This is a genomic window from Halomonas sp. CH40 (assembly GCA_041875495.1).
Taxonomy (GTDB): domain Bacteria; phylum Pseudomonadota; class Gammaproteobacteria; order Pseudomonadales; family Halomonadaceae; genus Vreelandella.
The window spans coordinates 1,875,056-1,902,017 of sequence record CP112982.1 but is presented as its reverse complement, the minus strand read 5'-3'; the positions used below and the strand labels follow the sequence as shown (position 1 = coordinate 1,902,017).

Annotated in this window: 22 protein-coding genes; 13 read left to right on the top strand and 9 right to left on the bottom strand. The window is 52.4% G+C overall.

The window, feature by feature from the left end:
* Positions 1 to 2: 2 nt before the first annotated feature.
* The 5 genes from OR573_08810 to OR573_08790 all read left to right on the top strand — a co-directional run bounded on the left by OR573_08810 (position 3) and on the right by OR573_08790 (position 8,270).
* Positions 3 to 2,750 carry an N-6 DNA methylase gene (locus OR573_08810; GenBank protein ID XGA78630.1) on the top strand — a complete coding sequence of 916 codons (2,748 nt, stop codon included), beginning with the start codon at positions 3 to 5 and terminating at the stop codon, positions 2,748 to 2,750.
* 3 nt (positions 2,751 to 2,753) lie between these two features.
* Positions 2,754 to 4,835 (top strand): helicase-related protein, encoded by a 2,082-nt coding sequence (locus OR573_08805; GenBank protein ID XGA78629.1) that lies wholly within the window; start codon positions 2,754 to 2,756, stop codon positions 4,833 to 4,835.
* A 71-nt stretch (positions 4,836 to 4,906) separates the two neighbouring features.
* Positions 4,907 to 6,172 (top strand): GIY-YIG nuclease family protein, encoded by a 1,266-nt coding sequence (locus tag OR573_08800; GenBank protein XGA78628.1) that lies wholly within the window; start codon positions 4,907 to 4,909, stop codon positions 6,170 to 6,172.
* Positions 6,173 to 6,532: 360 nt separating this feature from the next.
* Entirely contained in the window at positions 6,533 to 6,988 is a 456-nt protein-coding gene (locus OR573_08795; protein XGA78627.1) for a hypothetical protein, read from the top strand.
* A gap of 55 nt (positions 6,989 to 7,043) precedes the next feature.
* Entirely contained in the window at positions 7,044 to 8,270 is a 1,227-nt protein-coding gene (locus OR573_08790) for a hypothetical protein (GenBank protein XGA78626.1), read from the top strand.
* A 215-nt stretch (positions 8,271 to 8,485) separates the two neighbouring features.
* Here OR573_08790 and OR573_08785 read toward each other — a convergent pair whose 3' ends face one another.
* A complete protein-coding gene (locus OR573_08785; GenBank protein XGA78625.1) occupies positions 8,486 to 9,844 on the bottom strand; it encodes an IS1380 family transposase in 1,359 nt (452 codons plus the stop codon).
* A gap of 65 nt (positions 9,845 to 9,909) precedes the next feature.
* Between OR573_08785 and OR573_08780 the strand changes: the two genes are divergently transcribed.
* Positions 9,910 to 10,329, top strand: a complete 420-nt coding sequence (locus tag OR573_08780; protein XGA78624.1) for a hypothetical protein — start codon at positions 9,910 to 9,912, stop codon at positions 10,327 to 10,329.
* A gap of 309 nt (positions 10,330 to 10,638) precedes the next feature.
* Positions 10,639 to 11,202, top strand: a complete 564-nt coding sequence (locus OR573_08775) for a recombinase family protein (GenBank protein ID XGA78623.1) — start codon at positions 10,639 to 10,641, stop codon at positions 11,200 to 11,202.
* A 4-nt stretch (positions 11,203 to 11,206) separates the two neighbouring features.
* Here OR573_08775 and OR573_08770 read toward each other — a convergent pair whose 3' ends face one another.
* Genes OR573_08770 through OR573_08745 form a run of 6 tightly spaced genes read right to left on the bottom strand, consistent with a single transcriptional unit; the run spans position 11,207 to position 19,270 of the window.
* Positions 11,207 to 13,417 (bottom strand): AAA family ATPase, encoded by a 2,211-nt coding sequence (locus tag OR573_08770; protein XGA78622.1) that lies wholly within the window; start codon positions 13,415 to 13,417, stop codon positions 11,207 to 11,209.
* Positions 13,414 to 13,869, bottom strand: coding sequence for a VPA1267 family protein (locus tag OR573_08765; GenBank protein ID XGA78621.1), 456 nt, complete (start codon positions 13,867 to 13,869; stop codon positions 13,414 to 13,416). Before OR573_08765 ends, OR573_08770 begins: the two co-directional genes overlap by 4 nt.
* Before the next feature lie 17 nt (positions 13,870 to 13,886).
* Positions 13,887 to 14,297 carry a hypothetical protein gene (locus tag OR573_08760; protein ID XGA78620.1) on the bottom strand — a complete coding sequence of 137 codons (411 nt, stop codon included), beginning with the start codon at positions 14,295 to 14,297 and terminating at the stop codon, positions 13,887 to 13,889.
* Positions 14,290 to 16,359: a hypothetical protein gene (locus tag OR573_08755; protein ID XGA78619.1), complete on the bottom strand. Its 2,070-nt coding sequence runs from the start codon at positions 16,357 to 16,359 to the stop codon at positions 14,290 to 14,292. The genes OR573_08760 and OR573_08755 overlap by 8 nt, the downstream gene beginning before the upstream one ends.
* The gene (locus OR573_08750) at positions 16,359 to 17,990 is read right to left on the bottom strand and encodes a hypothetical protein (GenBank protein XGA78618.1); all 1,632 of its coding nucleotides are present in this window, start codon (positions 17,988 to 17,990) and stop codon (positions 16,359 to 16,361) included. Before OR573_08750 ends, OR573_08755 begins: the two co-directional genes overlap by 1 nt.
* A 5-nt stretch (positions 17,991 to 17,995) precedes the next feature.
* Positions 17,996 to 19,270: a site-specific integrase gene (locus OR573_08745; GenBank protein ID XGA78617.1), complete on the bottom strand. Its 1,275-nt coding sequence runs from the start codon at positions 19,268 to 19,270 to the stop codon at positions 17,996 to 17,998.
* 123 nt (positions 19,271 to 19,393) lie between these two features.
* On the opposite strand from OR573_08745, the gene dnaQ reads away from it, so the two are divergent.
* Entirely contained in the window at positions 19,394 to 20,137 is a 744-nt protein-coding gene (gene dnaQ, locus OR573_08740; GenBank protein ID XGA78616.1) for a DNA polymerase III subunit epsilon, read from the top strand.
* A gap of 3 nt (positions 20,138 to 20,140) precedes the next feature.
* The gene (gene nudC / locus OR573_08735; protein ID XGA78615.1) at positions 20,141 to 20,920 is read left to right on the top strand and encodes an NAD(+) diphosphatase; all 780 of its coding nucleotides are present in this window, start codon (positions 20,141 to 20,143) and stop codon (positions 20,918 to 20,920) included.
* A 30-nt stretch (positions 20,921 to 20,950) separates the two neighbouring features.
* Here the strand turns inward: nudC and OR573_08730 are convergent, their stop codons facing one another.
* A complete protein-coding gene (locus tag OR573_08730; GenBank protein XGA78614.1) occupies positions 20,951 to 21,262 on the bottom strand; it encodes an SCP2 sterol-binding domain-containing protein in 312 nt (103 codons plus the stop codon).
* 121 nt (positions 21,263 to 21,383) lie between these two features.
* Between OR573_08730 and sohB the strand changes: the two genes are divergently transcribed.
* Complete coding sequence (sohB, locus tag OR573_08725; protein XGA78613.1) at positions 21,384 to 22,427, top strand: protease SohB; 1,044 nt, start codon at positions 21,384 to 21,386, stop codon at positions 22,425 to 22,427.
* Positions 22,428 to 22,491: 64 nt separating this feature from the next.
* Here the strand turns inward: sohB and OR573_08720 are convergent, their stop codons facing one another.
* The gene (locus OR573_08720) at positions 22,492 to 22,812 is read right to left on the bottom strand and encodes a metalloregulator ArsR/SmtB family transcription factor (GenBank protein ID XGA78612.1); all 321 of its coding nucleotides are present in this window, start codon (positions 22,810 to 22,812) and stop codon (positions 22,492 to 22,494) included.
* A 487-nt stretch (positions 22,813 to 23,299) separates the two neighbouring features.
* On the opposite strand from OR573_08720, the gene OR573_08715 reads away from it, so the two are divergent.
* From OR573_08715 to OR573_08705, 3 genes are all read left to right on the top strand, one after another.
* Complete coding sequence (locus OR573_08715) at positions 23,300 to 25,210, top strand: propionyl-CoA synthetase (GenBank protein ID XGA78611.1); 1,911 nt, start codon at positions 23,300 to 23,302, stop codon at positions 25,208 to 25,210.
* 173 nt (positions 25,211 to 25,383) lie between these two features.
* A complete protein-coding gene (locus tag OR573_08710; GenBank protein XGA78610.1) occupies positions 25,384 to 26,055 on the top strand; it encodes a 7-cyano-7-deazaguanine/7-aminomethyl-7-deazaguanine transporter in 672 nt (223 codons plus the stop codon).
* A gap of 73 nt (positions 26,056 to 26,128) precedes the next feature.
* Complete coding sequence (locus tag OR573_08705) at positions 26,129 to 26,962, top strand: alpha/beta fold hydrolase (GenBank protein ID XGA78609.1); 834 nt, start codon at positions 26,129 to 26,131, stop codon at positions 26,960 to 26,962.

The window sequence follows — 26,962 nt, the reverse complement described above, 5'->3', positions numbered from 1 at the left end:
ACATGGCCTTCGATCAGACCTACTGCATGGATACTCTCAACGCTGCGACTCGGCCTGACGCCGTCAGTAGTGAGTTCATTTACGCCTTTCTCGACGCCTACGGCTTCTCCAAGGCCACGATTACCCAGGTTCGCAACGGCGGACAGCGGAACGTCGCCAGCCGTAAGGATGAGGGGCATGTTGCACTCAAGAACTGGCTTTACTTCATGCCGGTTCGCCAAGGTGAGAGTGTCCACGAGGCATTGCAGTTTCTGGCCGACGAGGATGAGCCTGCACGGCATAAATGCCGCTTCCTGGTGGTGACGGACTTTCTTGAGCTGACCGCGCTCGACACCAAGACCGATGAGCGCCTGGAAGTGCCGTTCAGCGATTTGGCCACGCAATACCTGTTCTTTGCGCCAATGGCAGGGCTAGAGCGCACCAAACACTTCACGGAAGCTTCGGCAGACCTGAAGGCGGCGGCCAAGATGGGGCGGCTTTTTGACCGTCTGAAAGAGGTTAATGAGTTCAGCACACCCGAGCAGCTCCATTCGCTTAACGTTTTCCTGACCCGTCTGCTGTTTTGCTATTTTGCCGAAGATACCGGCATCTTCCCCAAAGACGCTTTCACCAAGGTGATCACTGAAGCCAGCGATGAGAACGGTGAAGGATTGTCTGCGCTGCTTGCACAGTTATTCCGAGTGATGAATCAGCCAGAAAACGAGCGTTCTGCTGACCTGGCTACCCATATTGTCCAATTCCCCTATGTTAACGGCGGCTTGTTCCGCGACGATCTGCCCGTGCCGGAAATTCGTGCTAAAGGCCGTCGGATGATGATCGAGTGTGGTCAGCTCGCCTGGGAAGCGGTAAACCCGGATATTTTCGGTTCGATGTTTCAGGCGGTCGTGGATGAAGAAAGCCGCGATTCGCTGGGCCAGCACTATACCTCTGTGCCAAATATCCTGAAGGTGATCCGCCCGCTGTTTCTCGACAAGCTGTATGCCGAGCTGCATAAGGCGCGAGGCAACCGTAAGAGGCTGGAAGCTTTGTTGGAGCGATTGGCACATATTAAGGTGTTCGATCCAGCGATGGGATCGGGCAATTTTCTGATCATTGCCTACAAAGAGCTACGTAGGCTGGAGATGGCGGTTTTTCGGGCCATGCAGGACGTTGGTCAACAGAAACAGAACGAGATGTTCATGAGCGGGATTCGTCTCAGTCAGTTTTACGGCATTGAGATTGATGATTTTGCCCACGAGGTCGCGCAACTCTCGCTGTGGTTGGCTGAGCACCAGATGAACATGCTATTTGCCAATGAGTTTGGACACGTAGAGCCTTTATTGCCGCTGAAAGATGCTGGCAACCTTGTATCGGCCAATAGTCTTAGAGTGCATTGGCAAGATGTTTGTCCGGTTAACCGTGCGGATGAGGTGTATGTCTGCGGTAACCCACCATATCGCGGTGCTACGTATCGGACAGATGAACAGAATGAAGACATGGCAGTGGTATTCCAAGGGTTTCGTAAATATCGTTATATGGACTACGTGGCAGCCTTTATCTGGAAAGGTGCTCAATTCCTTCAGCCAGGTGTCAGCCTTGCTTTTGTGACGACAAACTCGATATGCCAAGGCGAACAGGTGGCTATGTTATGGCCGCCCGTTCTTGAGTTGGGTGCTGAAATTAACTTTGCCTACCGAAGCTTCTCGTGGCGTAACAGCGCCCAAGGAAATGCAGGCGTTCATGTCGTTATCATTGGGCTGAGTATAGCGCCTGATAATAAAACCCTTTATCAGCGCGTAGATAACGAGTGGCGTGTGAAATCGGTTGCGAATATCAGCCCCTACCTTGTAGAAGCAGGTAACACCATCGTTGTTAGCCGTAATCAGCCGTTGGTTCATTCAACCAAGATGGTGTATGGCAATAAACCTGTGGATGGCGGCCACTTAATTCTGTCTCCAGAAGAGAAGGATGAGCTGATCAAGGTAGAGCCGCACGCTGCAAGGTATCTCAGGCAGCTGCTTGGTGCTCAGGAGTTTCTGCAAGGTAGGGAGCGGTGGTGCTTATGGTTAGTTGATGCTGATGAAGAGGAAATAGAATCGATGCCTGCTGTCAAAGTGCGTATTGAAGCAGTTAGGCAAGTTAGATTATCCAGCACGAAAGCGACAACACGTGAGATTGCGAAAGCCCCCCACCTCTTTGGTGAAAGACGTCAGCTTCATCAGGGGCGTTATATTTTAGTGCCTCGCGTCACTTCAGAGCGAAGGCAATATGCCCCTATAGGTTTTTTTGGAGAGGAAGTCATCGTTACAGATCTTGTGCAGACCATACCTAATGGAACGCTCTACGACTTCGCCATTCTTTCGACTCAAGTGCACATGGATTGGCTTCGCCTTGTGGGTGGGCGTCTTGAAAGCCGTTATCGCTATTCAGCCACTATTGTCTACAACACCTTCCCTTGGCCCGAAGCATCAGAGCATAAACGCAAGGAAGTCGAGAGGTTAGGGCGTGCCGTTATTCTTGGCCGAGCCGCTCATCCCGATAAAACGATGGCTCAGCTCTATGACCCTAACAAAATGCCGGAAAACCTTCTGGATGCACATCAAGCGCTCGATGAAGCCGTGGAAAAACTGTATCGAGACCGTCCTTTCCGTGATACAGCGGAACGCCAGGAATACTTGCTGGCCCGCTATGAAAAACTGATTGAGGCCGAAAAGGCCGCCAAGGCTAGAGCTACTAAGAAAACACGTAAAACTATCACCACGGAGGGGTGAGCCATGGCTGAGCTGATCAAGGTTGAATACGCTCGCAACGGAAAGAGCGCGACCAGTAATGACCTCGGTATGCGTGAAATGCAGGCGAGAGCCTATGAAAAGCGCGATAGCCAATACCTGCTACTTAAAGCGCCGCCTGCCTCTGGTAAATCCCGTGCCTTGATGTTTCTGGCGTTATACAAGCTTCACCATCTGGGCGTGCGCAAGGCCATTGTTGCTGTGCCAGAAATGTCGATTGGCGCATCATTCAAGAACACTGATCTTACCTCCTACGGTTTTGATGCGGACTGGCATGTCGATGACCGCTACGATCTCTGCAGGGCAGGCAGTGATAGTGGCAAGGTGGATACCTTCTGTCGATTTCTGGGTGACCCTAACGCCCGCACTTTGGTTTGCACCCATGCCACGCTGCGTTATGCGTTTGCCAAGCTAAAAGCCTCTGACTTTGATGGCTGCCTTGTCGCTATTGATGAGTTTCACCATGTCTCCGTCGATGAAGGCAACCGTCTGGGTGGCTTGATTGATGACCTCATGCGTAGCTCTAACGCGCATATCGTCGCCATGACCGGCAGCTATTTCCGTGGTGATGCCGCCCCCATTCTGCTCCCTGATGATGAAGCCGAATTCGATAAAGTCACCTACACCTACTACGAGCAGCTCAACGGTTATCGTTATCTCAAATCCCTGGGTATCGGCTACCACTTCTATCAGGGTCGCTATCTTGATGCGATCCGTGAGGTGCTTGATCCCAACAAGAAGACCATTGTGCATATTCCCAACGTGAACAGCGGGGAAAGCACCAAGGACAAGTATGGCGAGGTTGATCATATTCTGGATGCACTGGGAGAGGTGCAACGCCAAGACAGCCGAACGGGTATTGTCACCGTCAAGCATGTGAGCGGTAAGTTGCTAAAAGTGGCCGATCTGGTGACTGATACACCAATACGCCGTGAGGTGCAGGAATACCTGCGCAATGTTGAACGCCCCGAAGACGTAGACGTGATTATTGCCCTGGGAATGGCCAAGGAAGGCTTTGACTGGCCTTTCTGCGAGCATGTGTTGACCGTGGGCTATCGCAACTCAATGACTGAAATTGTTCAGATCATCGGGCGTGCGACCCGTGACAGTGAAGGCAAAAGCCATGCGCAGTTTACCAACCTGATCGCACAGCCAGATGCTGAAGACGATGACGTGAAAATCAGCGTCAATAACCTGCTCAAGGCGATCACGGTGTCGCTGTTAATGGAGCAGGTATTGGCTCCTAGCGTGTCGTTCAAGCCCCGCTCCCGTATGAAAGCCGGTGAGCAAGTTGAGGCAGGCACCGTGATTATTGAAGACACTCAGTCGCCTGTATCTGACAAGGTAATGGGGATTCTGCAATCCGGTGGTCAGGAAGACATCATTGCATCGCTGCTTCAGAAGCCCGAGGTGGCCGCTGCTGCGGTGACTGATACGACCGAACCTGAAGTGATCAATGAGGTTGAGCTGCCCAAGGTCATTGAGCAATTGCACCCTGACCTGGATGACAACGAGCGCGAGGTGCTGCGCGAAACGGTGCTGACGACAATGGGCGCACGTTCGACAGGTGGCCTGTTCAATGAAGATGAGCTACCGGAAGGTGCGGTCATTCACGAGCCGGATCAGGTTTATAACGTCGGTGAAGGTGGAGAACCTGTTGATCCTGGCGCAGCCCCCGATGGTCGGACGCTTGAAGATGGCCCGGATAGCAATAGCCCCCAGCAAACTCGCCAGTTCCTGAAAATTGGTGAAAAATTCGTCAACATCGAGCACCTGAATATCGACCTGATCAACCAGATCAATCCGTTTCAGGGCGCTTATGAAATTCTCTCCAAGGCACTGACAGCACCTGTTCTGAAGACCATTCAAGATACGGTGGTGGGCAAACGTGCGCAGATGTCAGAGGAAGAGGCCGTGGTTCTCTGGCCGAAAATCGTCGCCTTCACGAAAGAAAAAGGCCATCCGCCCTCGATTCATAGCGATGATCACATGGAAGTGCGGTATGCCGAGGCACTGACGTTCATTCAGCAGAAGAAACGTGAACGGATGAGGGGAGCCTCAGCATGATCCGAACACGCCGGGAGCCGCGAAAGCGTAAAACACTGGATGACATTTTCTCAGAGCCAGACGACCTGGGATTGCTGAGGGTTGCGCCTTCAGCAACGTCAGCGCCTTCGGCAGATCAACGTCTTATCGCAGCACTCCAAAATATCGAAGCCTTCGTGCGAGACAAGGGCAGGGAGCCTGATGAAACGGCAGAAGACCTTTCTGAGGCTAGCTTAGCCGTCCAATTAGCCTCTCTGAGGCAAGATAAAGACCATGCTGAGGGATTGGCTGACTGGGACTCTTTGGGGCTTCTGAGCAGCTATACGGGGGATACAGACAAGCAACAAGCACCCGAAGATCGTTCCACCGATCACCGCGCCGTTCCTGAGCAACCTACAGTCCAAGAACAAGCATCAGAGTCAGTGGGCAACTCTCATCATGACATTGCGCCTGACAGCGTTACCTCGTTGGATGATATTTGGAATAGCGATGCTTTGGGGTTGCTGAGTGATGATGATGAAGGTGTCGCCTCGATTTTTGACATGATGCATGTGCCAGAAGTCAGTGAGCGCGACATGCCGGATGAAATTGCACGGCGAACCCATTGCGAGGATTTTTATCGGTTTGAGGGGCTTTTTGAGCAGGTCAGGGAAGAATTGCGTGAAGGTGATGCCGAGACGGTGCCGTTTCAGAAAGAGTCTCAAATCGACGAGGGCGATATGTTCGTGCTCAACGGTATGTTGTGTGTTGCTGATCAGGTAGGTCAGGAGAGCGTAGGTGCAGGTCGTAAATTTAACCCGCGTCTGAGAGTCGTCTTTGATAACGGCACCGAATCTAATCTGCTGCTTCGATCACTTGCCAGAGCACTTTATAAGGATGAGACCGGGCGGCGTATCCTGCGTCCTGACACCACATTGGATGTCATGCAAGGCATTACCCATCACGATAAACGCACAGGCGTTATCTACATCCTGCGTTCGCTCAGCCAAGATCCGGCGCTTCAGGGCATCAGAAACCTGCATAAAATTGGCTACACCGAGAAGAAACTGGAGCAGCGCATTGCTGGTGCAGAGCGTCAGCAGACCTACCTGGAAGCGCCTGTAAAGGTCGTCACCTCTTTTGAATGCTACAACCTAGACCCAAGGCGATTCGAGCGCCTGGTTCACGCCATGCTTCATCAGCAGCGCGTGAATGTGCTGTTACGCAGCCGTGACGGCGAGAGCTATCGCCCCCGTGAATGGTTTGATGTTGAGTTGGATGCCGCCCGAGAAATAGTCAAGCGAATAGCTGATGGCACGATTGCCCAATATCGGATGGACAATACGACGGGCAGGCTGGTGGAGAAGCGCCATGGTTAGTCATCATGAGGTTATTAGCGTTGCACAATGGAACGCCACCTACGAGTGCTTACTTCGTGCGGGTTTCCCTCAAGACGATATTTCTCCGTTGATTCAATAAATGGGTAAAGAACACGTTTTACGGATCAACTGCTGGGCCGCAGAGCCTAAGGAGTGTCCTAATTGTCCTAATGAGTTCCATCCAAGTTTGCTGGATGATGCGCGCATGGATGGATATGAAATCATAACCTGTCGGGCTGTTCGTACCGAGCTCTGGTTCGCTGTAGATGAAAAGTACTACGGAACCATTGCCATGATCCATAAACCGAAAGACCGGAACTAGTCGTCATGATTATAAGTCCGTGGTTTGAGTCTGATGACATGACTCTCGCCGATCTTCAGCATAATGCATACTTGGATGCTGTCTGTCGAATAGTTGATGGTCTTGAGTATCGAGTTGATGATTTGGCACCAGAGCTAAAACCTTTCATACCCATTAGGAGCTATGACCATAGAGATGTGCAGTGGCTTCACGATGTGCTTGCTGCACGGTTCCGGCTTACTTGGCTTAGAGAACATAAGGACTTCGGTCAACAGGCCCAGCTCTTCAAGGGTCGCGGATATTATCTTGACCATTCAGTGTTTTGCTTTCAGTGGTTTGACACGCTTCCCCAGCAGTTGGGGAAATTGCTTGAGAAATACCCCAACACCGTGCGCTACGTCTTGATTAGCGTGCTTTGGCCTAATCCTGACAAGCGAGGAGTCGGCACTGAAGACGCCTTCTTCCGCGATGTGGTTGAAAACGAGAGAAAGAGGATGAGCGTAGAGATGCCTTAATCTAATTAGTCAAGGTTTTTCTTTTTTAATATCGATTATTATCTAAGGTTCAAGGATGTCATATACCGAGAAGGCCAACGACGTTAGGAAGAGCCTGTCAAGATTTGATAAAAATAGTTTTTTTTTAGAAGTTATTCAGTTGTTGCATGCTCCGGAGTATGAATCTATTGATAGGCTAAGAAAGTTTCCTTGGCTTTGTTTGCTTTTGATTGAGTGGTTATATCAATCTAAAGATTCTCCAGGCCAAGTCATTGCAACCAGAAAAGACGTTGAGAAAATTATAAATCGCATGCATGAGCTTCAAGGTGAAGCTGTCAGGTTTAGGCACGAAGGAGGTGTGGATCTTGAGATGCGGAAGATGGTTATTAGTCAGACCTGGTTCCAAAAGAATGCTGTCACCAATTGCTTCGATCTTATAAGAATTTATGTGATATTGGTGTATAAAAATGGAGGTGTGGTATACAGGGAGAGATTTTTTAAGACTGTCGGAGTGAAGCTTGATGACTACTTTATTCTGAGTTTATGGCTGTTGATGAGGCTTGATGGTAATTGCCACAAGCTTGGTTTCCAAAGGGCGGTGATTGAGCTTTCTCCACACTATGATATTAAAACAATATGCAACTTCTTCAGGAGCTTAGGGAATAGTTTTGACAACCTAACCCATTTTTTTTCTGCATTTTTTTCGGAGTCTACGCTTCGTGACTCTTACTTTGATATGCCCAAGCTGTGCAGAGCGCCTGCTGTATTCATGGCAGATGAAGTTGTTGTTCCTCATAATGTGATAATTCGAGAGTCCCTGCCTTTCAAGCCCCTTTCGCTTATTGACATAAATTGTCATGAAAGCATGAAGAGAAGGTTTACCCAGGATTTTGAATCCTACTTAGGGGATATTATAAAAGAGAATGGCAATATATGTCTTAGCGAAGATGATGTTCTTGATATATATAAAAGGAAAGGCACGGAAGGTAAGGTTGTTGATTATATTGTCCATGATGAAGACGGGATGGTCTTTATAGATGCAAAAGGAATAGAGCCACATAAAAAGGTAAGGGTATCTGATAATCCTGAAGTGCTAATGCATAGAATTAATAGAAGTATTCTTCGAGCAGTTAGGCAAGCTTATGAATGTAGTCGCCTTCTTGATTTGGTCTCTGACACAACGGTTCCTAATCCCAGTAACCGGTATTGTTTGGTTGTTACGTTGAAAAGCTTTTATCTTCAAAATGGGAGAAAAGTTAAAGCGAATATAGCCGAAGATTTTTTTACAAGCCTGAATCCGTGAAGTCGGCGCCGACACTTTCCCTATCAACGCCAGCACGTACTTTTTGATCACCGATACCGGCTTAAGCGACCAACACATACCGGCTAGTGCCGCTTCTTGTTGCATTGATCGGCGTTGACAGCCTGTTTTGTCGTGCATTTCAACCGATCGAGCACGGTGACTTTGGCTAACAGTATCCGTTAGCCCGCGACTGCGCTGCCTTACCCAGTAAACGGTCAGCATGGCGACCTTTTTGGATAACGCAGCCGAGTACGCAGGGTATTGAGCACCGTCATCCGCCCAACATCCTGCCCAAAATCAAGTATCACCTGCCGTGCTTTGTGAACGACGATGGCGGCGCGATGTACAAGCTCCTGAAGCACTGTCCGTATCCGACGCCGCTTGGCAGGATGACGAACGGGACTCAGCTCGCCGGTCATGCCCAATTGCCCCATCAACCGCAGGATGTTGTAGGCCAGCTGGGCGAGGTGCAGGATAAGATCGTTAGTGGCGAACTTGCCCGAAGGCAGTCGCTCCAGGTCGAGATCGGTCTTGATCTCGCTGTGGAACTGTTCGTGGGTCGCATGCGCTTTATAGCGCTGAATAACCGCCTCCGGCGACTCTTCCAGACTGGTCCACCAGCCTTCCAGCTCATACGTCGGTTCGAGCAGCAGTTGCCCATCGCGATCGGCGGTACGTTCCACCAGGCGCATCACGCGCTTGACCACATACTCGACCTTGTCGACCGTGATTGACGCGCTCTGCGCCCATATGGCTTGACGCTTGCCAGGGCGCAGCTCTTCCCAATAGCTGGCCGCCACCGCGCGCCAGGTATCTAGATCCGCCTTGGCCGAGTCCCGCGGGTTCCACTTGACGATGTAGTCGAGTTGGCGACCGTCTTTAGCAAACGCTTGGCGGTGCTGCTCAATCAACGCCAGATGGGCCTTACTGTCAAAGCCGCTATCTTCTCGAAGCAGAATAGGAGCCTCGGTCAGACCTCGGGCACGAGGGAGCACGCGCTCCAAAAAAGCGTTGCTCTCCTTCATGGTGTGCTGTTTGCCGGGACGCAACTCCAGGCCCAGGCACCAGCCCTCATTGCCCAGGTAGGCGGCAATCGGGGTATAGCCATCGACTTTCTTATAGGTTCGTGAGACGCCTTCTTTGCTGGAGTTGCTGTTATCCATGACGAAGGTGTCGATATCCAGGCAGACATGCCCCTTTTCGGCGGTGATAGGCACTTCAGCCAAGGATAGCAAGGTCGTGGACCAGGCCGCCGTACGTGCCTGTAAGTCCTTGGCGGCAAGCTTCTCCAGCCGTTGCCGCAACGTAGCAGTACTCGGCACTTTTTGCAGGGTCAGAAGTTGCTGGAAGGGTTTGTCATGACGGAAATTTTCAATGGCATCATAGTCGCTCATCCCCAGGCACAGCAGACCTAGGTAGCTTTTGATCACGTCGCTGTTGCGCATCCCTAGCGACGTTGGGTAACGGCTATCGATGCTGTCGACACCGGCAGTTTCAAGGCACTGACCGATGATGGATAGGCCAGCATGGCTGGTGAGTGTGCGACGACTGGAGCGGAACTTGACGTTGGGCATGGCACTGTACGGGTGAATGGCGATATCAGCTATATTGCCATGTAGCTCAGTAGGTTAGAAGCGTTTTGGGAAGCTGGTTTCACGGATTCAGGACAAGGTTAGCGAGTGAATTTGGTGATGAACTGATTCCCGCAGAAAACATCTATTTTGTGTCTATCGATGAGTTTGAAGGCATATTGTCAGCTTGTGCAAAAACTGGCAGCACTCTTTCTGAATTTCTTGAGTATTGCAAATGCATGGATGCTGATTATGCCACGTCAAAGTTTGATTTAAGGCAACACATACAAGCGTTTTGCACGAGCAAAGGGTTTGACGACACGAGTCCTGTAGGAAGTAGTCGATTAATGGAGGGTAAAAAATATTTATTTGATGAGCTTGAGAAAATTCTCGACCATAATCTTTCCCATTGGAGACGGAGTGGCAGTAGCGGTTTGATTGATTACTTAATCAAGATGCGTAAGCTTGGATACGGGATCTATGGTTGAGTTTTGTTTGGTTGGCTATTTAAAGAGCACATAATTCAGTAGATTAAACAGGGTGCTGAACGGCTGGTAAATACCTTGGCACAAGGGCTGTCTGAGCCCTTTAATGGCGTCACCGGCAAGAAGTTTCGTGGTTAGAACGCTGTTGGGCTCTGGTCCGTGAGCATGTGTCGGGGCTATCGCTCAGTTGAATGACAGTCTGGGAAAAGATCATTAGATGGCCAACCCGGACAATGTCCGACAATATGTTTGTTTAATGTGATTTTGGACAATAAGATATGCGTACGGAATAACGGACAAAAAAGGCGTTCAATGGCATTGATCGGCTATGCGCGGGTCTCGACAGCAGAGCAGGATACTGCCTTGCAGAAAGATACGCTGTGTAAAGCGGGGTGCAAGCGAATCTTCGACGATACTGTCTTTGGGGCCAAAGCTGATCGGCCAGGCTTGATGGCCGCCCTAGAGTTTCTTCGCGACGGCGATGTGCTGGTCGTGTGGCGACTGGATCGTCTAGGACGTTCGCTGCCGCATCTGATTGAGGTGGTCAGTGCTCTGGAGGCTCGTGGTGTCGGGTTCCGGTCGCTGACCGAAAACATCGATACCACTACGGCTGGTGGGCGACTGATCTTTCATGTGTTCGGTGCCCTGGGGCAGTTTGAGCGCGACTTGATTCGTGATCGCACTAAGGCGGGGCTAGCAGCTGCCGCCGCTCGTGGACGCAAAGGGGGGCGTAAGCCGGTTGTCACTGGCGACAAATTGAAGCGGGCAAGGGAGCACTTGGCCAATGGGCTGAATGTCCGCGAGGCCGCCGCACGAATCAAAGTTAGCAAGACGGCCCTCTACGCCTCTTTGAAGGCCAGTCAACCTGATTCATGAAGTATTAAGATTGGCTCCGCTCTATGTGGTTTGATGACTTCAAAAGCTCAGGCAACGAAACGTGCCGTCGTGCGGCAGAGGCCAGGGCTAGAATGCTTGCGGCCGCAACTTCTCGACTCCCGATCAGTACTACCTGATCCACCGCGCGGGTGATCGCGGTATAGATCAAGGCTTGGTCGAGCAGGCGCGACTGACGAATCGGCACGATGACCCGCGAGAACTGTGACCCCTGCGACTTATGAACGGTGATGGCATAGGCATGGCTGAGCGATTCAAGTTGTGTCGTCTTCAGGGTGTATTCAATACCCTCAAAATCGACCTTACAGCAGTCACTCTCTGCCTCTTCGACAGGTAACGCCTCAATGATCCGGCCCAAAGAGCCGTTGCGCAGCCCAAGGGAATAGTCGTTTTTGGTGAACATTACCAGATCGCCGACCTTGAATGGCACGTAATCCAATGACTTGGCGGGTACTACGCCGTATTGCAAGTCGACGTAGCAAATAGGCGTGCCATTACGCCGATAGCGCTCATGCAAGAGTTGATTCAGCCGGTGAACACCGCCTTGACCGCTTCGTGTGGTAGAGAGCATCTGAACGCTGTTATCGGCACCATTGCCGCCAAGCTCCTCGTAGAGCCTCACTATGGTTTCATCGAGTGAATATTCTGAACATTCAATAAACGATACGCCGCTACCTCGGCCTTGATAGGCAGCGTACTCCGGCAGTGTATGTTCACGCACAGCCATAGCTACAGGCAGAATCCCGCTTGCATCTGACTGTCGCTTGACCACTTTTAGTTCCGTCTGGGCAATGGCAGGATGACCGGCAAGTGCATGCAGCACAAGGCCAGGGCCAATGGGTGGGAGCTGACTTGGATCGCCGACCAGGATCAGTCGCGTTCCAGGCGGGATGCGGCGCAAGAGCCGATAAAAAAGAATGGCATCTACCATTGATGCCTCATCGACGACGACTACCGCACCGCTACCGAGCAGCTCTTCGGTAACCCGTGCGAAGAAAGCAGCAATCGTGCAGCTTTCTCGGCCTGTGGCCTCCTGCATGCGCTGTGCAGCACGCCCCGCGAGAGCAACCTGGTAGATGGCCACGCTGGGCTGCACGACCTCTAACGCTTCGTAGAGGGTCTTGAGCACGGTAGTTTTGCCAGTGCCTGCGCCGCCCAGAATTAAGCTAAGAGAGGCGCAAACACTGCACAGTACGGCCTGACGTTGCTCGGTGGAGAGTGCTAAGCCCTGGGTGCGCTCGAAATTGTTGATAGCCGTCTCTACCATGTCGGGATCGGCCTCGCCCGCCCCGAAGAAAGACTCCTGCTTGGCTACTTCACCAGCGACCATGCGCGAAAGACGCTGGGCGATTTCTAGCTCGATCAGATAGGTGCCGGTCGGCTGGTAGAAGTGACCCACCTTGCGGTACTGGCTGCTCTCACCGATGGCCAGGGCCTGTTGAGCGAGCTTATTGTCACCGAGCAGCGTCTTGAGTCGGCTTTTGGCATCTTTTTCCGGCAGACAGGTGTGGCCGTTCTTGAGACCCCGGTAAAGTGCCTCCTCGACCGCTGCCTCCAGTCGTCTCGGATCATCTTCAGTCACGCCAAAGCGCTCCTGAGCTAATGCATCGACCGTCTTCCAGCGCGCCTCGAAACTGATCAAGGCATAGGGGTTGCCCTCGATTTTCTCCCGCGCCTTATCGGCATAACAGTCGACCACTTTCTGGCCGATCCGCCGCTGCATGCCCACCTGATCGAGCCAGACCAGCGTCTGCGCAACTTGGTATTTCTCAAAGGCATGGCACAGTAGGTCTGCTGCTTCGGAGCTGACAACATCGCTCAGAGCATCTATGTCCTTCTGTTCGATGAGCGTCACCAGTTCGGGACCGAAGCGATCGTAGAGGCGCTGCGCTTTGACTTGACCCACGCCTTGGATGTCAGAACACCCAGCAATCCAGGCGATAATGTTTTTACCCGATGGACGCAGTAACTCGGCGTGCGTGGCCTCGATCTGCTGCTCTTGCTGGAATTTTCTCAGCGCACCGCAAAGCGCCCATCGCTGGCCTTTGCCGGGGAAAGATGAATCAGGTATGAGCGTCCAGCTACAACGCGCAACGTAGCGACGACCTTCGGTATCGACACCGGCCATAATGACGCCGCCGCGCACTCCTCGATTCAGGACGGCCGTGATGGTCAGCTCCACAGAGAGATCGGTCATGGTCGCACCAAACGGCCGGTCTGGGCGAGGTGGTCATCGATGATTTGGTAACGCTTGAGCTGCTCGCGCAGTTCCCGCACTTCAGCACGTAGAGCAGCGTTTTGCTCTTCAAGTGCATTCACGCGCTGCTCGGTGCGGTTATTAAGCGTGACGATGCGTTGCTCCACCGACGCAGAGGCTGCCTCATCTTGAGCCTGTGGCGATTTCTTTCCCTTACCAGATGGCAGGGTGCCCTCAGCGCGCAGGCGCACTTCCAACGCCTCCAGAGCGGTTTTAACTGCTGGGTTCTGACGCAACGCAGACTTGGCAAAGCCGCACTCGGCGGCGATTTCGGTGCGGTTAAGCTGGCCTTGGCGGATATAGTCCGTCCAATCGCCGGCTACCTGGCGTTCCGAGGCCCAAACTTCGAATTTGGCTATGTTTGCTGCGGCTCGTTCTTGTCCGTTTGCCATGTCACGCTCCTATCAATCTAGTCTCGACGCGCTTTAGGAAGAGGCTCCATTAACCTCTGTTGGGAAAGACCAGCAATGCTAGCGTTGTATATGAATCGCTGAGCAACTTCAGCCATCTTGGATAATTCAGCCTTTAATGTGTCATTCTCTTGTTGAAGCCGTGTTATTTTGTCCATCGCGGCGGGCATGCTTTGTGGTCTTGGAATACCCTCGACCTTAGCTATTGCATCTCTGCGCTGTTTCTTCTTGATCTGGTAAGCGTTCTTCAGCATTAGCTTGCCGGAGAGAGCTTGACGAGTTGGTGTATAGCCCAAGATGCTTTTTGATGCGGTGCAGATATTGTTCCAGTTGAATGCCTCTTTCTCTGGCCAATCGCGAATCATTTTTGCCATTTTGTTTAGTTGTGAGTCGGTAATTGCCTTAGGCATTGTCAGGATTCCTCAGTAAGTCCAAGCAGGTCAGCAGTTCATTGCCGTACTCAATTTTTAGGTCCTTCCTATCTAATAGTGTTACGCCTACTGATGCGGCTTTATTCTCGACAGTTAACTGCTCATGGCTAAAGTCAGTGCTATCAGCTAGCTCGATCGGGCTACCATCGGGGATGCCCGCGTCGTTAAGGATATTTAGAAGCTGGGTCAGGCGTCCGATCTGTGGCTCTGCCACCTGCATCCAGCGCGAGGCGGCTCGTTCGCCGTTGTCGACAGCCGCCTTGGCTGCGTCGAGTGTCCGAACTAAGTGCTCTCGGTCTTTGGCTACGGCGTCAACTGCCAGCTTGTCCCCTTTGCATATCAGTAACTCTGAGCAGTTGAGGCAGTCAGCGAAGCGGTTGCACGGCCCCGCGCGCCAAGATCGACGGCACAGCCCGTAGCGGCTTCTATGGAATGGCCCTTGGCTGTGAATCTCAGCTTCTTCGTAGGTGATTGGCTCTTTGTGGGTCTGCTCTTGCTGCATTCCTAGCAGGGCGGCGCCCTTGTTTGCCGCTTCCTGCGGGTCATCGTTCAGGTAGGTGAGCGTTTGTTTGGCGGAGGCCCGGCTGCTCCAAGTGGTGATCGTGTCGATAGGTACGCCGCTGCGCCGTGCAAGGCGGTTGAGCAGATGGCGCAGGCTGTGCGACTTGAGCTTAATTGCCTTATAGCCATGTCGGGTGAAAAAGCACAACAACTTAGCGCGCCCCCCGGAGGGTGCCTCAAGGCGCACCTTAAAATATTCCCGCTTGAACGGGGCCAGCAGGACGGGGCTTGTGCTGTTACGAATACCAAACTGGAAGCGGCGAAAGCATAGTAATGACTCCGACATTTTGAGTGGCTTCTTGCTCCTGCTGTCGACGGGTTCCTGATAGGGGAAGTGAGGATTCAGCTTGCGATGCTCAGCAAGAACGAGTTGCCAAAGGGAATCAAGCGTTAAGCCGGTAAGGGAGTAATTGCCGGTGTGCCTATGGATAAAGGTTTCACAACTACTCGCGTCTAGTAACCCTAGCGCCGCTGCCACCTGATCTCGCGTTAGCTCTTGATGATCGGAAACGTCCGGGCAGTTCTCGTGGCGATAGAACTTGGTCGGATTGCCTTCCATGTAGCGGGCCAGTTGGCGGCCCTCTTCTGTGATGCGTTTTAGCCGCTCCACAGCCACAACGGCGTTAGGCGCCATGGTGGCAGGTATCGCCTTGGGAACGAACTCCTTGATCTTCGGTGTCCAGTAGTTGAAGTGGTGCTGAATTTTGCCGTCCTTATCGGTTCCCTCGCGAAGGCAATCAACCCTCAGCCTTAGGGTCTCGCTAATGCGCATTGGTACGCTCAGCAAAAGACAAGTAATACAGGTGACCATCGTATCAGCGTCTTCAAGCACTTGCGTGTGGCCACGCCCGAAGACCTCGGCGATTGCAAGCAGGGCATCCTGATCAGGAAGCTTGGCAGCTTTTATCTTTGCATCCGCGTAGCCGCCGTTGGCAAAGTCGTATGAGGCTGTGCCGACATAGGGGTTCGCCCAGTAGTGTGCGCTGCTAGTCACGATGAAGAAGTCGGCGAGCGTTTTTAAAATTGTCAGCAGCTCAACGGCGATGTACTGTCGCCGTTTTTCCGGACGTAGTTCAGCCATCGCGTGATCAAAATGGCGCTGATCTACCCTGGTTATATCGGGAATGCCGATGTCTTGCCTGAGCACCATTTCCAGGATGCGCAAAGCTGACATTTCCCGAGCGATGTTTTTGTGCGGTTTAACCGTGTGGCGGTAACGTAGATAGGCCTTGGCGAATTCGACAAACGCCGGATGCATTAGTTGATGCGGTTCGGGCGTCTTGTTTGGATGCAGAAGACGGTGTTCATGATTGGTGAACCTTATGCTCCTGTATAGTACGGGCCATCGGTTGCTTTCCCAGGAGAAACCAGTCTGGTCGTCCCAAAGGACCAAGTGACTTCGAGACAGCGTGATCAGATCTTGCAGGTTTTTCTGCGCCGTCAGCTCTTTCTTAGGTGTGAATTGGATGATCTGTGCCATTAGACAATCCCCAGTTCTCTCTTGCGGGCGTTGCATCGGTCGATGCAGTTCTTCACCGCGAGGATATCTGCTGAGAGGTCAATAGGCACAAGTAAATCTCTTGCTCCACCAATTCGCAACGCCTGGTTCTCTTCTTCCTGCCTAATCTTCAGCGCTTTAAGCACTTCTTTGTGTGGAGCGAACACCAACGGTTCGAAATGGCGGCAGCGGTAGCAGGGGATCGGTACAGAGGTGGTGGCACAAAAGCTATGCTTGCCGCAATTGCCGACGTTTCTCAGTTCGCCGTTCTTGGAAAATTCAAGGCGGCTTAACGGGTCGTTGCTGCGACTGGCTTGCTCTTCGCTGTCGATTAGTTTGCCAGCGAAGGCCATTGCCAGCGGCATCAGAACCGGTGCCATCGTTTCGTCAAGTTTACGAGCATCTTCGGCTGGGTCGTTGTAGTACGCCAGAAGGCTTTTCTCGCTCGTATGCCCCAACCAATGCGAGAGCACGTGTAGGGGCACGCCTTTACGAGCCAGTTGGCGAGCACGGGTGTGTCGGAGTCGTGTTGCACTAACGACGAGTGGCCGACCGGTGCGGTGGCTAAGGGGTGGTTCGATTTTTCTACGTTTATTAGGTTTCCAGGCTAGGATCTGTGAAACACTACAGGGTTTCATATGGAATAGGTGATGGTTGAGATTACTGCGCCAATTAACACGATAATGACCTGTCAGCTGGGATATGGCTTCTTTTATACGATCTTTTGTCGTAAAGACCGGCATTTTTTCAAGATCTGAAGCGGATAGGCGAGTGCCAAGCTGAAACTCGACCAATGCTTGGATCTCATTACGCTGAATCTCGAACAGGTTCCAAAGATGACTTGGCAGGGGGTGGTGCTCAAATTTGCTGTCGCGAAATCCGGTTTCGGCGCTCATGTCCTTGGTGCCAGGAAAGCTGATCACGGACCCGCTCAGGTCCGAGCCATTGTCAGAGTCAGCGTTTCGGACGTCTTGGAACTTTAGTTGGGCAATCTGTATTGGGCGACGTGCATACTGCATTGTGAGCAACGTTATTAGAGTACGGCTCGTTGAGAATAGGCTGTCCTCGTAGTTGCGCCAGATGCTGGCAAGCAGCACCTCGTATTCCTCATCGCTCAGCCAGCTTTTCTCAGGGTCGTCTGACAATACATTGCTGCTCTGGCTCTTGCGGATCTTTAGTTTTATAAGGAGTTGTAGGGCCTCATCGCTAATCGCTTGGGGATCGCGAGCTTTCCAAAAAACGAAGAAGTTCTTGATAGCTCTGATATCAGTCATGAAAATCGGGATTTCCAAGGCTTGCGCAACCCAAGATGTGTCGAAGGCGCTCACGGGAAAGTGCCTCAGAGATGCATCAATATGGAACAAGAGGTTAACGTACTTCCTTGGCACATAGTCACCCTTAGCAGAAAAATCAAGCACCGCCTGCTTAAATGAGTCTTTTTGGACGAGGTCAAACTTTGAAAGCGCCTTTGTCATAATCACGCCCTCGTATCCGATTCGGCGAAATGTATCCTGCTCCCAAATGAAATCCGAAGAAGGTCTTTCAGGGCGTTGTGTTCGCAGAAGCTCGGCGTCGGTGTTGGGACTTTCTTCCTGTGCTGGGTTCTTGGCCATTTTCATTACCCCTTTATGGTGTCCGACGCGATACGTCTACCGAACTCTTTGGCCTGCTCTTGGATGTGTCGTTGTTTGTAGAGCAAAGGCATATTACCCCGCTTCTCACTGTCTGACGCGATACGCCTACCGACCTCGTTAGCCTGCTCTTGAGTGTGTCGTTGGTTGTAGAGGAAAGACATGTCAGAATTGGGCACCCACCCCATCAGCATTTCTCGAATGACGCGTTCGGTTTCAAAATCCATTCCCTTTCTATCCGCCTCTTGCGAAAATCTGTAGTTCCAGTCGTGGCGCAGCAGGTGAGGATGCAGCAGCTCCAGCGCGGGAAACATCTCTTTCAGCTTGTCTAGCGCTGAGTTGAATCCGGTCTCGGTGACTGGTTTGCCTTGCGAGCGCCCCGCGCGGTGGTTCACAAATAGGAAATCACTGCTCGTATTAGGCCGCCAATAATCCCGGTAAGCTATAAGCTGCTGCTCAGCTTCAGCAGAAATGCTCACGATACGCCCAAGGGTCTTCGCAACCGGCTGTCGCACCCGCGAGTCGAACGCGTCGTGGTGGTTGCGCTCTATCTGTAACTGGGCGCTTTCGCCATCGATAGCTTCTACAAAATTGCTGAGCTTTAAGCTCAGCAGCTCGCCACGACGCATGCCTGCCTCATAGAGGATTCGCAGCATGATGATGTTCCTCATGCGAGGTTCTTTGTCAGCATTTTTCTGCACCCCTTGGAGCGGATCTGCGAACAGCTCAAGCAATGCTTCCGTTGCCTCATCCGGTAATCGCATGGCGAGGATACTCTGATTATTGGCTGATTTTGACCCGCGCTTGCGTGCGACCGCTGACATCAGGGCATCGTGCTGCTGATCGATAGCGGCTTTGACATCAGCGTTTATATCGGTGATTACCTCGTCCGTTAGCCAACGCAAGTACTTGGCCGCGCACACGATGTACGTGTTGGCCTTTTGGCGGCTGATGACCTCTCCATTGCCGCCTCTACGGCTAGCGAAAAGGTGTCTTACCAAGCCATCGATTTCGAACTGGTGCAAGAATTCTCGGCGCTGGAAGCGCACCGTGAGAGCAGTTCCCTGTTGTGCCTCCCATTCACACAAACGCTTGATCGCCTCTAGATACACTTTTTGCGTCTCATGGGTAACACGGGAGCGTACTGAACGGGCGATGTAACCCGTTGGATAGTACAGTGGGAAGCCGCCTGTCTCTGCATCGTAGATCTGCGAGAAGCGCTCGCCATCGGCGGCTATGAAATGTTTTATTGTATAGGCCATATTTACATAATAGACTAGTTTAAAAAGAATAGAAGTAGCGATTACACTTTTTAACGAACAAAGCGCGGCTATAGGTAATAATTATGCTATATAAAACAGTAGGTTGCAGAATAGTGACGTGTTATGAGTAGACACTTTTCAAGTTACCGTACCGTAATCCTGGATACAGAAACCACTGGCATAGACCCCAAAGAAGGCCACCGCTTGGTTGAGATTGGCGCGGTAGAAATGATTAACCGCCGCCTGACCGGTAATAGTTATCATCAGTACATTAATCCGGAGCGCCATATTGATGCTGAGGTCGTGGCCGTTCACGGGATTGATGATGAAAAAGTGGCTAATGAGCCGGTCTTTGCTGACGTGGCCGATGAGTTCTGGGCCTTTATTGCGGGCGCTGAACTGGTCATTCACAACGCTGCCTTTGATGTGGGCTTTATCGACCACGAACTGGCGATGCTCAACAAAAAGCGCCGCGAGCCAGTGCTAGGCCCTGTCGCTGAACATTGCCGTATTCTGGACACCTTGGGTCTAGCCCGTCAGAAGCATCCTGGTCAGCGTAATAACCTCGATGCGCTGTGCAAGCGCTATGAGATTGATAACGGTCATCGTGTTCTTCACGGCGCCTTGCTGGATGCCGAAATTCTGGCCGACGTCTACCTGGCGATGACCGGCGGTCAGACCGCTCTGACGCTGGAAACCGGCAACCAGTCTGCTGATAACCAGCAGGAAGGCAGCGAGCAGGGGCTGACCGTTCAGCGCCTGACGCTTTCACCCGGCCAGCTAAAGGTGATTGTGCCCGATGCAGCTGAACAGGCGGCCCATGAAGCGAAATGCCAGGCCCATAAATTGAGCTGGCAGCAGGGGTAAGCAATGCTTAGACGTGAGATTCCAGTGGGGCATACGCAGGGGCGAGTGATGGCGCTTTCCAAAAGCAAGCTTTTGCCATCGCCCGAACAGGTAGAGGGGGAAATGACGCCACTTCATCCCTGGCAGCCATGGACTGAGCGCATGCAACCCCTGTGCTACTGGGATGATGAGCCGGTGGCACTCCAGCTTGCAGAACAGCCTGGTGATGCCTGGATTGATGGCCGCCAATGGATGGCGATGTTGCCAAGCCATTGGTTCAGCCTGCTTTCGACAGCGCTGCAGGTGGGTGCCTGGCTGGAAAATCACCGCTTCTGTGGCCGCTGCGGCGCCGCTGCTACCAAGCTGGAAGCTGAATTTGCCATGCACTGCCATGCCTGCGGTCATCGTAACTACCCGCGCATTTCACCCTGTATTATCACATTGGTCAGCAGTGGCGAAGCGATGTTGCTGGCGCGCAGCCCACGTTTCCCTCCGGGGCGCTATTCCACCCTGGCCGGTTTTATTGAGCCGGGAGAGTCGGCCGATGAAGCGGTACACCGAGAGGTGTTTGAAGAAGTGGGCGTGCATATTGAGCAGGTTCGCTACTATCAAAGCCAGGCGTGGCCCTTTCCTCATTCGCTGATGCTGGGTTTTTTTGCTGAAGCCAGATCTCGGCGTATTCATATTGACGGGGTTGAAATTGCTGACGCGGCCTGGTTTTCACCGCGTCAGCTACCTGCATTGCCGCCGCCTTATTCTATTTCCCGCGCCCTGATCGAAGCGCATCTGGCGAAATGGCGTTAATGGTAGGTCTGATCAATATCAGGTGGCGTTTTACTTTTGCGGAAACAGGCTGGTCAGCTTGGTGGCCAGCATGACATTGCCTGTGGCTTTGAGCTTGCCGGTCATAAACGCAGTCATTCCGTTGATCTCACCGTTCATAATGCCCTTGAGCGTGCCTGATTCCATGCTCAGGCTAATGGAAGGGTCATCATGTTCACCTTCGTTGATGTCGAGTGTGCCTTCATGGATATTCAGGTAATAATCACCGGCATCGGAAAAATGAAACTGGAAAACCTCGCTCATATCCTGGGCAGCGTCGGGGTTGAAGCGGGCCTGTAGCTTTTCGAGTGTGGAAGATGACATCTGAACGTTTCCTTGCAAATCAATCAATGGGCGGCATAAACACAGCGTATTTTAGAGGCAAGATTATTTTAAACATCTGTTTACATCAAGTGATAAACAACCTAATCGGCAGGAGAGCATAGTGACAGAGTGGATTGTGGAACAGGGTACCTTTTTATTGCAGACCCTTATTGTGGTCGGGCTGGTCGGCATCGCCGTCATTCTGGTAAAGCGTGCCAAAGAGCCCGGTGATCAGGCGTTGACGCTGAAAATTACTGAACTCAACGACCAGCGCCGCTATCGTCGCCGCCGCCTGGAACTGGCGGCAGCGGCGCCTTCAGCGCGCAAGAAGATGATCAAGGCGTTCAGGCGTGATGATAAATCCGAGAAAAAAGGCGCCACTGAAAAAAGCCCGAGTGATGCGCCGCAGCGTGTCTGGCTGCTGGATTTTCATGGCGATATCAAGGCATCTGCCACTGAGCATTTCAGCGAGGAGATCTCGGCGTTAATCGACGTGGCTGACCCGCAGGACGAAGTGATGATTCGCCTGGAGTCCGCCGGCGGGCTGGTGCATGCCTATGGCCTGGCGGCTGCACAGCTTGACCGTTTGCGTGAAGCAGGCCTCAAGACCACGGTGTGCATCGATAAAGTTGCCGCCAGCGGCGGTTATCTGATGGCCTGCACGGCTGAGCATGTCAAGGCGGCACCCTTTGCGGTGATTGGCTCAATTGGCGTTGTGGCGCAGATACCCAATATTCATCGTCTGCTGAAACGCCATGATATCGACGTTGAACTGCTGACCGCCGGTAAATATAAACGTACGCTGACCATGCTGGGTGAGAATACCCAGGAAGGGCGCGAAAAGTTTATCGACGACCTGGAAAATACTCATCGGCTGTTCAAGGATTATGTCAGCGAGCGGCGCCCGGCAATGGATATTGACACCCTGGCGACCGGTGAAATCTGGTACGGCAATGAAGCCATGCAGAAACAGCTGGTGGATAGCGTGCAGACCAGCGAAGCTTATCTGACTGAGCGCATGGCAACCTCTCGGGTACTCCAGATCAAGCTTGAATCACCCCAAACGATGAGCCGCAAGCTTGGCCTGGCAGTGGAAGCAGGCGTTGAGCGTGCAGTGCTAAAAACCGTTGAAACGCTGGAAGCCTCTCGCTGGCACAAGCGTTAACTTCTGACCAGATACACAGCCTATAAAAATCCCGCCGCTGATCATCAGCGGCGGGATTTTCGCATTAGCGGCCGAAATAGCTCGCCAGGGTGCTGATAATTGCCTTGGCACTGTCGCTGTTCAGCGAGTAATAGATGGTTTGCGATTCACGCCGGGTCTGAACCAGGCTTTCACGGCGCAAAATAGCCAGATGCTGTGACAGGGCGGATTGGCTCAGGGCCAGGTGATGGTTGATTTGCGTCACGGAAAGTTCCTGATCAGCCAGCAGACAAATGATTTGTAGTCGCTTTTCGTTGGCCATTGCCTTGAGTAGAGAGGCAGCCAGATCAATCGCATGACCCTTGTCTTGTAACAAATCGGTCGCAGCGCTAACGGAAGGGGGCATTTCAAACTCCTGGTCGACGCAAGATACGTACATGGCAATCGCTTACTTTTAGTTGGGTGTCACGTAACCAGAAGACGGCCGATGGCAGTCAACGGAAAGTGTGAACAAGGACAAGGTTTCTGTCCTGATCGTGTCATGTAATTCGCATGCAGAACTGGTTATCATTAAATTTTATTAATTTAACGGACATTTTCCAAGTGTTTGTTTAGCTTTCTATCAATAAAATACTTTTCGACGCTGACGAAAGGCGGGAGAAGGGCAAATTGTGGCGTCACAATGGGCAGCGACATGGCGTTAAAAATGGCGGTAAAGGAAGTTTGGCCTAACCCATTAGGCTATAAAAAGGTGCCTTTTGTTGACAATTAGGCGCTTAAATCTACATCTTTAGTCGCTTTTTAGCCAATAGTATGACGGTTATTTGTCTGTTTCCTTTATACAGTGTCGACAATCATCTGATCCTTTAACCCTGATCGTGGACACCGCCGCTATGAGTCGATATCAACAAGAGTTCCAACACGCCATCCAGCAGCCTGAAGAGTTCTGGTCAGAACAGGCCAAGCGCATTCCGTGGTTCAAGCAGCCGACCCAGATCCTCAGCTATGACGATCAACAGCATGCGCGCTGGTTTAGCGATGGCGAGATGAATATCTGTCATGCGGCAGTTGACCACCACGTAGAAAACGGTCGTGGTGAGCAGGCAGCGATTTACTGGGATTCACCAGTCACTGACAGCAAGGCCACGATCACTTACGCTGAGCTGCGTGATCGGATCGCCTATTTTGCCGGTGGGTTGCAAAAGCTTGGAGTGGAAAAAGGCGACCGCGTTGTCATCTACATGCCGATGATTCCAGAAGCCCTGGTGGCCATGCTGGCCTGTGCGCGCCTCGGCGCTATCCACTCTGTGGTGTTTGGCGGTTTCGCTCCCCATGAACTGGCGGTGCGCATCGAGGACGCCCAACCCAAGGTGGTGATTGCAGCTTCCTGCGGGGTGGAAGTGAGCAAGGTATTGCCCTATAAACCGATTATTGATCAGGCCATTGAACTCAGCGCCCACAAACCCGATGCCTGTGTGATCTACCAGCGTGAACAGCATCACGCCGAATTGACCGAACGCGACCATGACTGGAACGTTCTGGTGGCGAACGCGCCCTTCGCTGACTGCGTGCCGGTCAAGGGAACTGATCCTCTCTATGTACTCTATACCTCGGGTACAACGGGTAAACCCAAGGGCGTGGTGCGTGATACCGCAGGCTATGCCGTCGCGCTGGCTTACTCCATGGAAGTCATTTACGACGTAGAACCGGGCGAGGTATTTTTCTCTGCCTCAGACGTCGGTTGGGTTGTAGGCCACTCCTATATTGTTTATGCCCCTCTGCTGAGAGGTTGCACCACCATTGTTTATGAAGGCAAACCGGTCAAGACGCCGGATGCTGGCGCTTTCTGGCGGTTGATTGAAGAGTACAAGATCAAAAGCTTCTTCACTGCGCCGACAGCCTTCCGGGCCATCAAGAAAGAGGACCCGGATGCCAAACTGCTTGAACAATATGATATCAGCAGCCTGAAACATCTGTACTTGGCCGGTGAGCGCCTTGACCCGCCGACCTTCCATTGGCTGGATGACCTGCTTGACGTGCCGGTTATTGATCACTGGTGGCAAACTGAAACCGGCTGGGCAATTGCCGCCAACCTGCCAGGTATTGAACCCATGCCAACCAAGGCAGGGTCGGCCACCGTTCCTGTGCCCGGTTTTAACGTTCAGATTCTTGATCGTGATGGTGAGCAGGCAGGTGCTATGGAACAGGGCAGCGTGGTGATCAAACAGCCTATGCCACCGGGGTGCCTGACCGGCGTCTGGGGCGATCCGCAACGCTTCCATAGCGCCTATATGGCGGCGTTTCCTGGCTATTACCTGACCGGTGACGGCGGCTATTACGATGAAGACGGATACCTGTTCATCATGGGGCGCACCGATGATGTGATCAACGTGGCTGGCCATCGTCTGTCTACCGGTGAGATGGAGGAGGTGGTGGGTGCCCATCCGGCGGTGGCGGAGTGTGCCGTTATCGGCATTCATGACGAGCTGAAAGGCCAGTTGCCGGTTGGTCTGGTGATTCCCAAGGATGGCTTTGACGGCGATGAAGCTACCCTGGAAGCGGAGTTGATTGCGCGGGTAAGAGACCAGATAGGGCCAATCGCGTGTTTCAAACAGGTGCTGGTGGTGAATCGCTTGCCGAAAACTCGTTCAGGCAAGATATTGCGTAAGCTGTTGCGCAGTATCGCGGATGGTAAGGAATTTGGCGTTCCGTCAACGATTGATGACCCGACCAGCCTTGAAGATGTTCATCTGGCGATGAAAGATCGTGACGTAGGGGCAGCTGACAAAGCGACTCAGGTTTAACCCGACAGGCTTATCTTGCCGCTATGCCTAACCAAAACCGCCGAACCTGTTCGGCGGTTTTGTTTTGAGATGGCATCAGGTGCGCAGATGCGTATAATGCCCACCGCCAGCCCCGCTGTGGGGTAGAGGGTTCCCTAACCCCTCGATTCATTTACCAAAAAGGATTCCTGCCGATGTTTGCCCTGACGAACGCGCAATACCAGCGCTGTCTGTTGATCATGGTTGCCTTCCATATCTTGATTATTGCGGCCAGTAACTATCTGGTTCAGCTGCCTTTTGTGCTGTTTGGCTGGCACACTACCTGGGGAGCCTTCAGCTTTCCGTTCATTTTTCTGGCCACTGATCTGACCGTCAGGCTGTTCGGTAAAGAACCCGCGCGGGCTATTGTCATGCGGGTTATGCTGCCTGCCCTGTGTATTTCTTATCTGGTGTCGGTGATTTTCCCCCGCGGTGAGTTTGCCGGTCTGGGCGCCCTGGGTGAGTGGAACGTGTTTGTGGCACGTATCGCCCTGGCCAGTTTTCTTGCCTATATTGTTGGCCAACTGCTTGATGTTCAGGTGTTTGATCGCCTGCGTCAGATGGCCTGGTGGGTGGCACCTGTCTGTTCTACCGTTTTAGGTAATCTGGCGGATACAGCGGTATTTTTCAGCGCTGCTTTCTATCACAGCCCGGATCCTTTCATGGCGGCCAACTGGATCGAAATTGCCAGCGTGGATTACGTGATTAAACTGATGGTGAGCCTGATCTTTTTCCTGCCGTTATATGGTGTTCTGCTGGCGTGGCTGACGCGGCGCCTGATGGTATGGACAGGGCAACAGGACGCTGAACCACGGCCCGTTGTGTAACTCGGCATTTAAGCCCCTTGAGAGCCCCGGTGGTACGCATCGGTGACTTTCCAGTGATCTTACAGGAGTGTGTATGAGTGATGCTGATTCTGAAATTTATACCGTTAACTTGCATTATATTGACACAGAAATTAAAAGTAAGAACGACTCACTCCCGCTAATTGTCGTTCATGGATTATTGGGTAGCGCTGATAACTGGCGCAGTCATGTAAAAGCATGGCAGGAAAACCGCCGGGTTATTGCCGTTGATTTGCGTAACCATGGCCGTTCGCCCCATGTGGAAGGAATGACGTACCGGGCCATGAGTGATGATGTAATGGCGTTAATGGATAAGCTCGGCATTGCTCAGGCCCATGTGCTGGGGCATTCCATGGGTGGCAAGGTGGCCATGACAATGGCGCGTTTGGCGCCCCAGCGGGTGGCCTCTCTGATAGTGGCGGATATCGCACCGGTGGCTTATTCCCACGGCCACGATGATGTCTTTGCAGCCCTCAATGAAGTGGCTGTCAATCGCCCGGCTAACCGGCGTGATGCAGATGCCTTGCTGGCCAAGCACGTTGATGCGCGGCCGATACGCCTGTTTCTAGCCACTAACCTTGAGCGCACTAGCGATAATGGTCAGCCCGTGATGGGCCTGCGTGTGGGGCTTGAACAGATTATCAAGGGTTACCCTGATATTGTGACCGTCCCAGCGGGTGATCAACCGTACGATGGACCTTGCCTGGTATTGCGTGGGGCGAATTCAGACTATGTTAGCGATGCAATGCTGCCTGCGCTCAAGCAGGTGTTACCCAATGCGCGGGTAGTGACTCTGAAAGAAGCCGGGCATTGGCTGCATGCAGACCAACCTCAGGCTTTCCAGCAAGCCGTTGAATCCTTTGTCGCCGCTCAATCGGCAAGCTGCTAG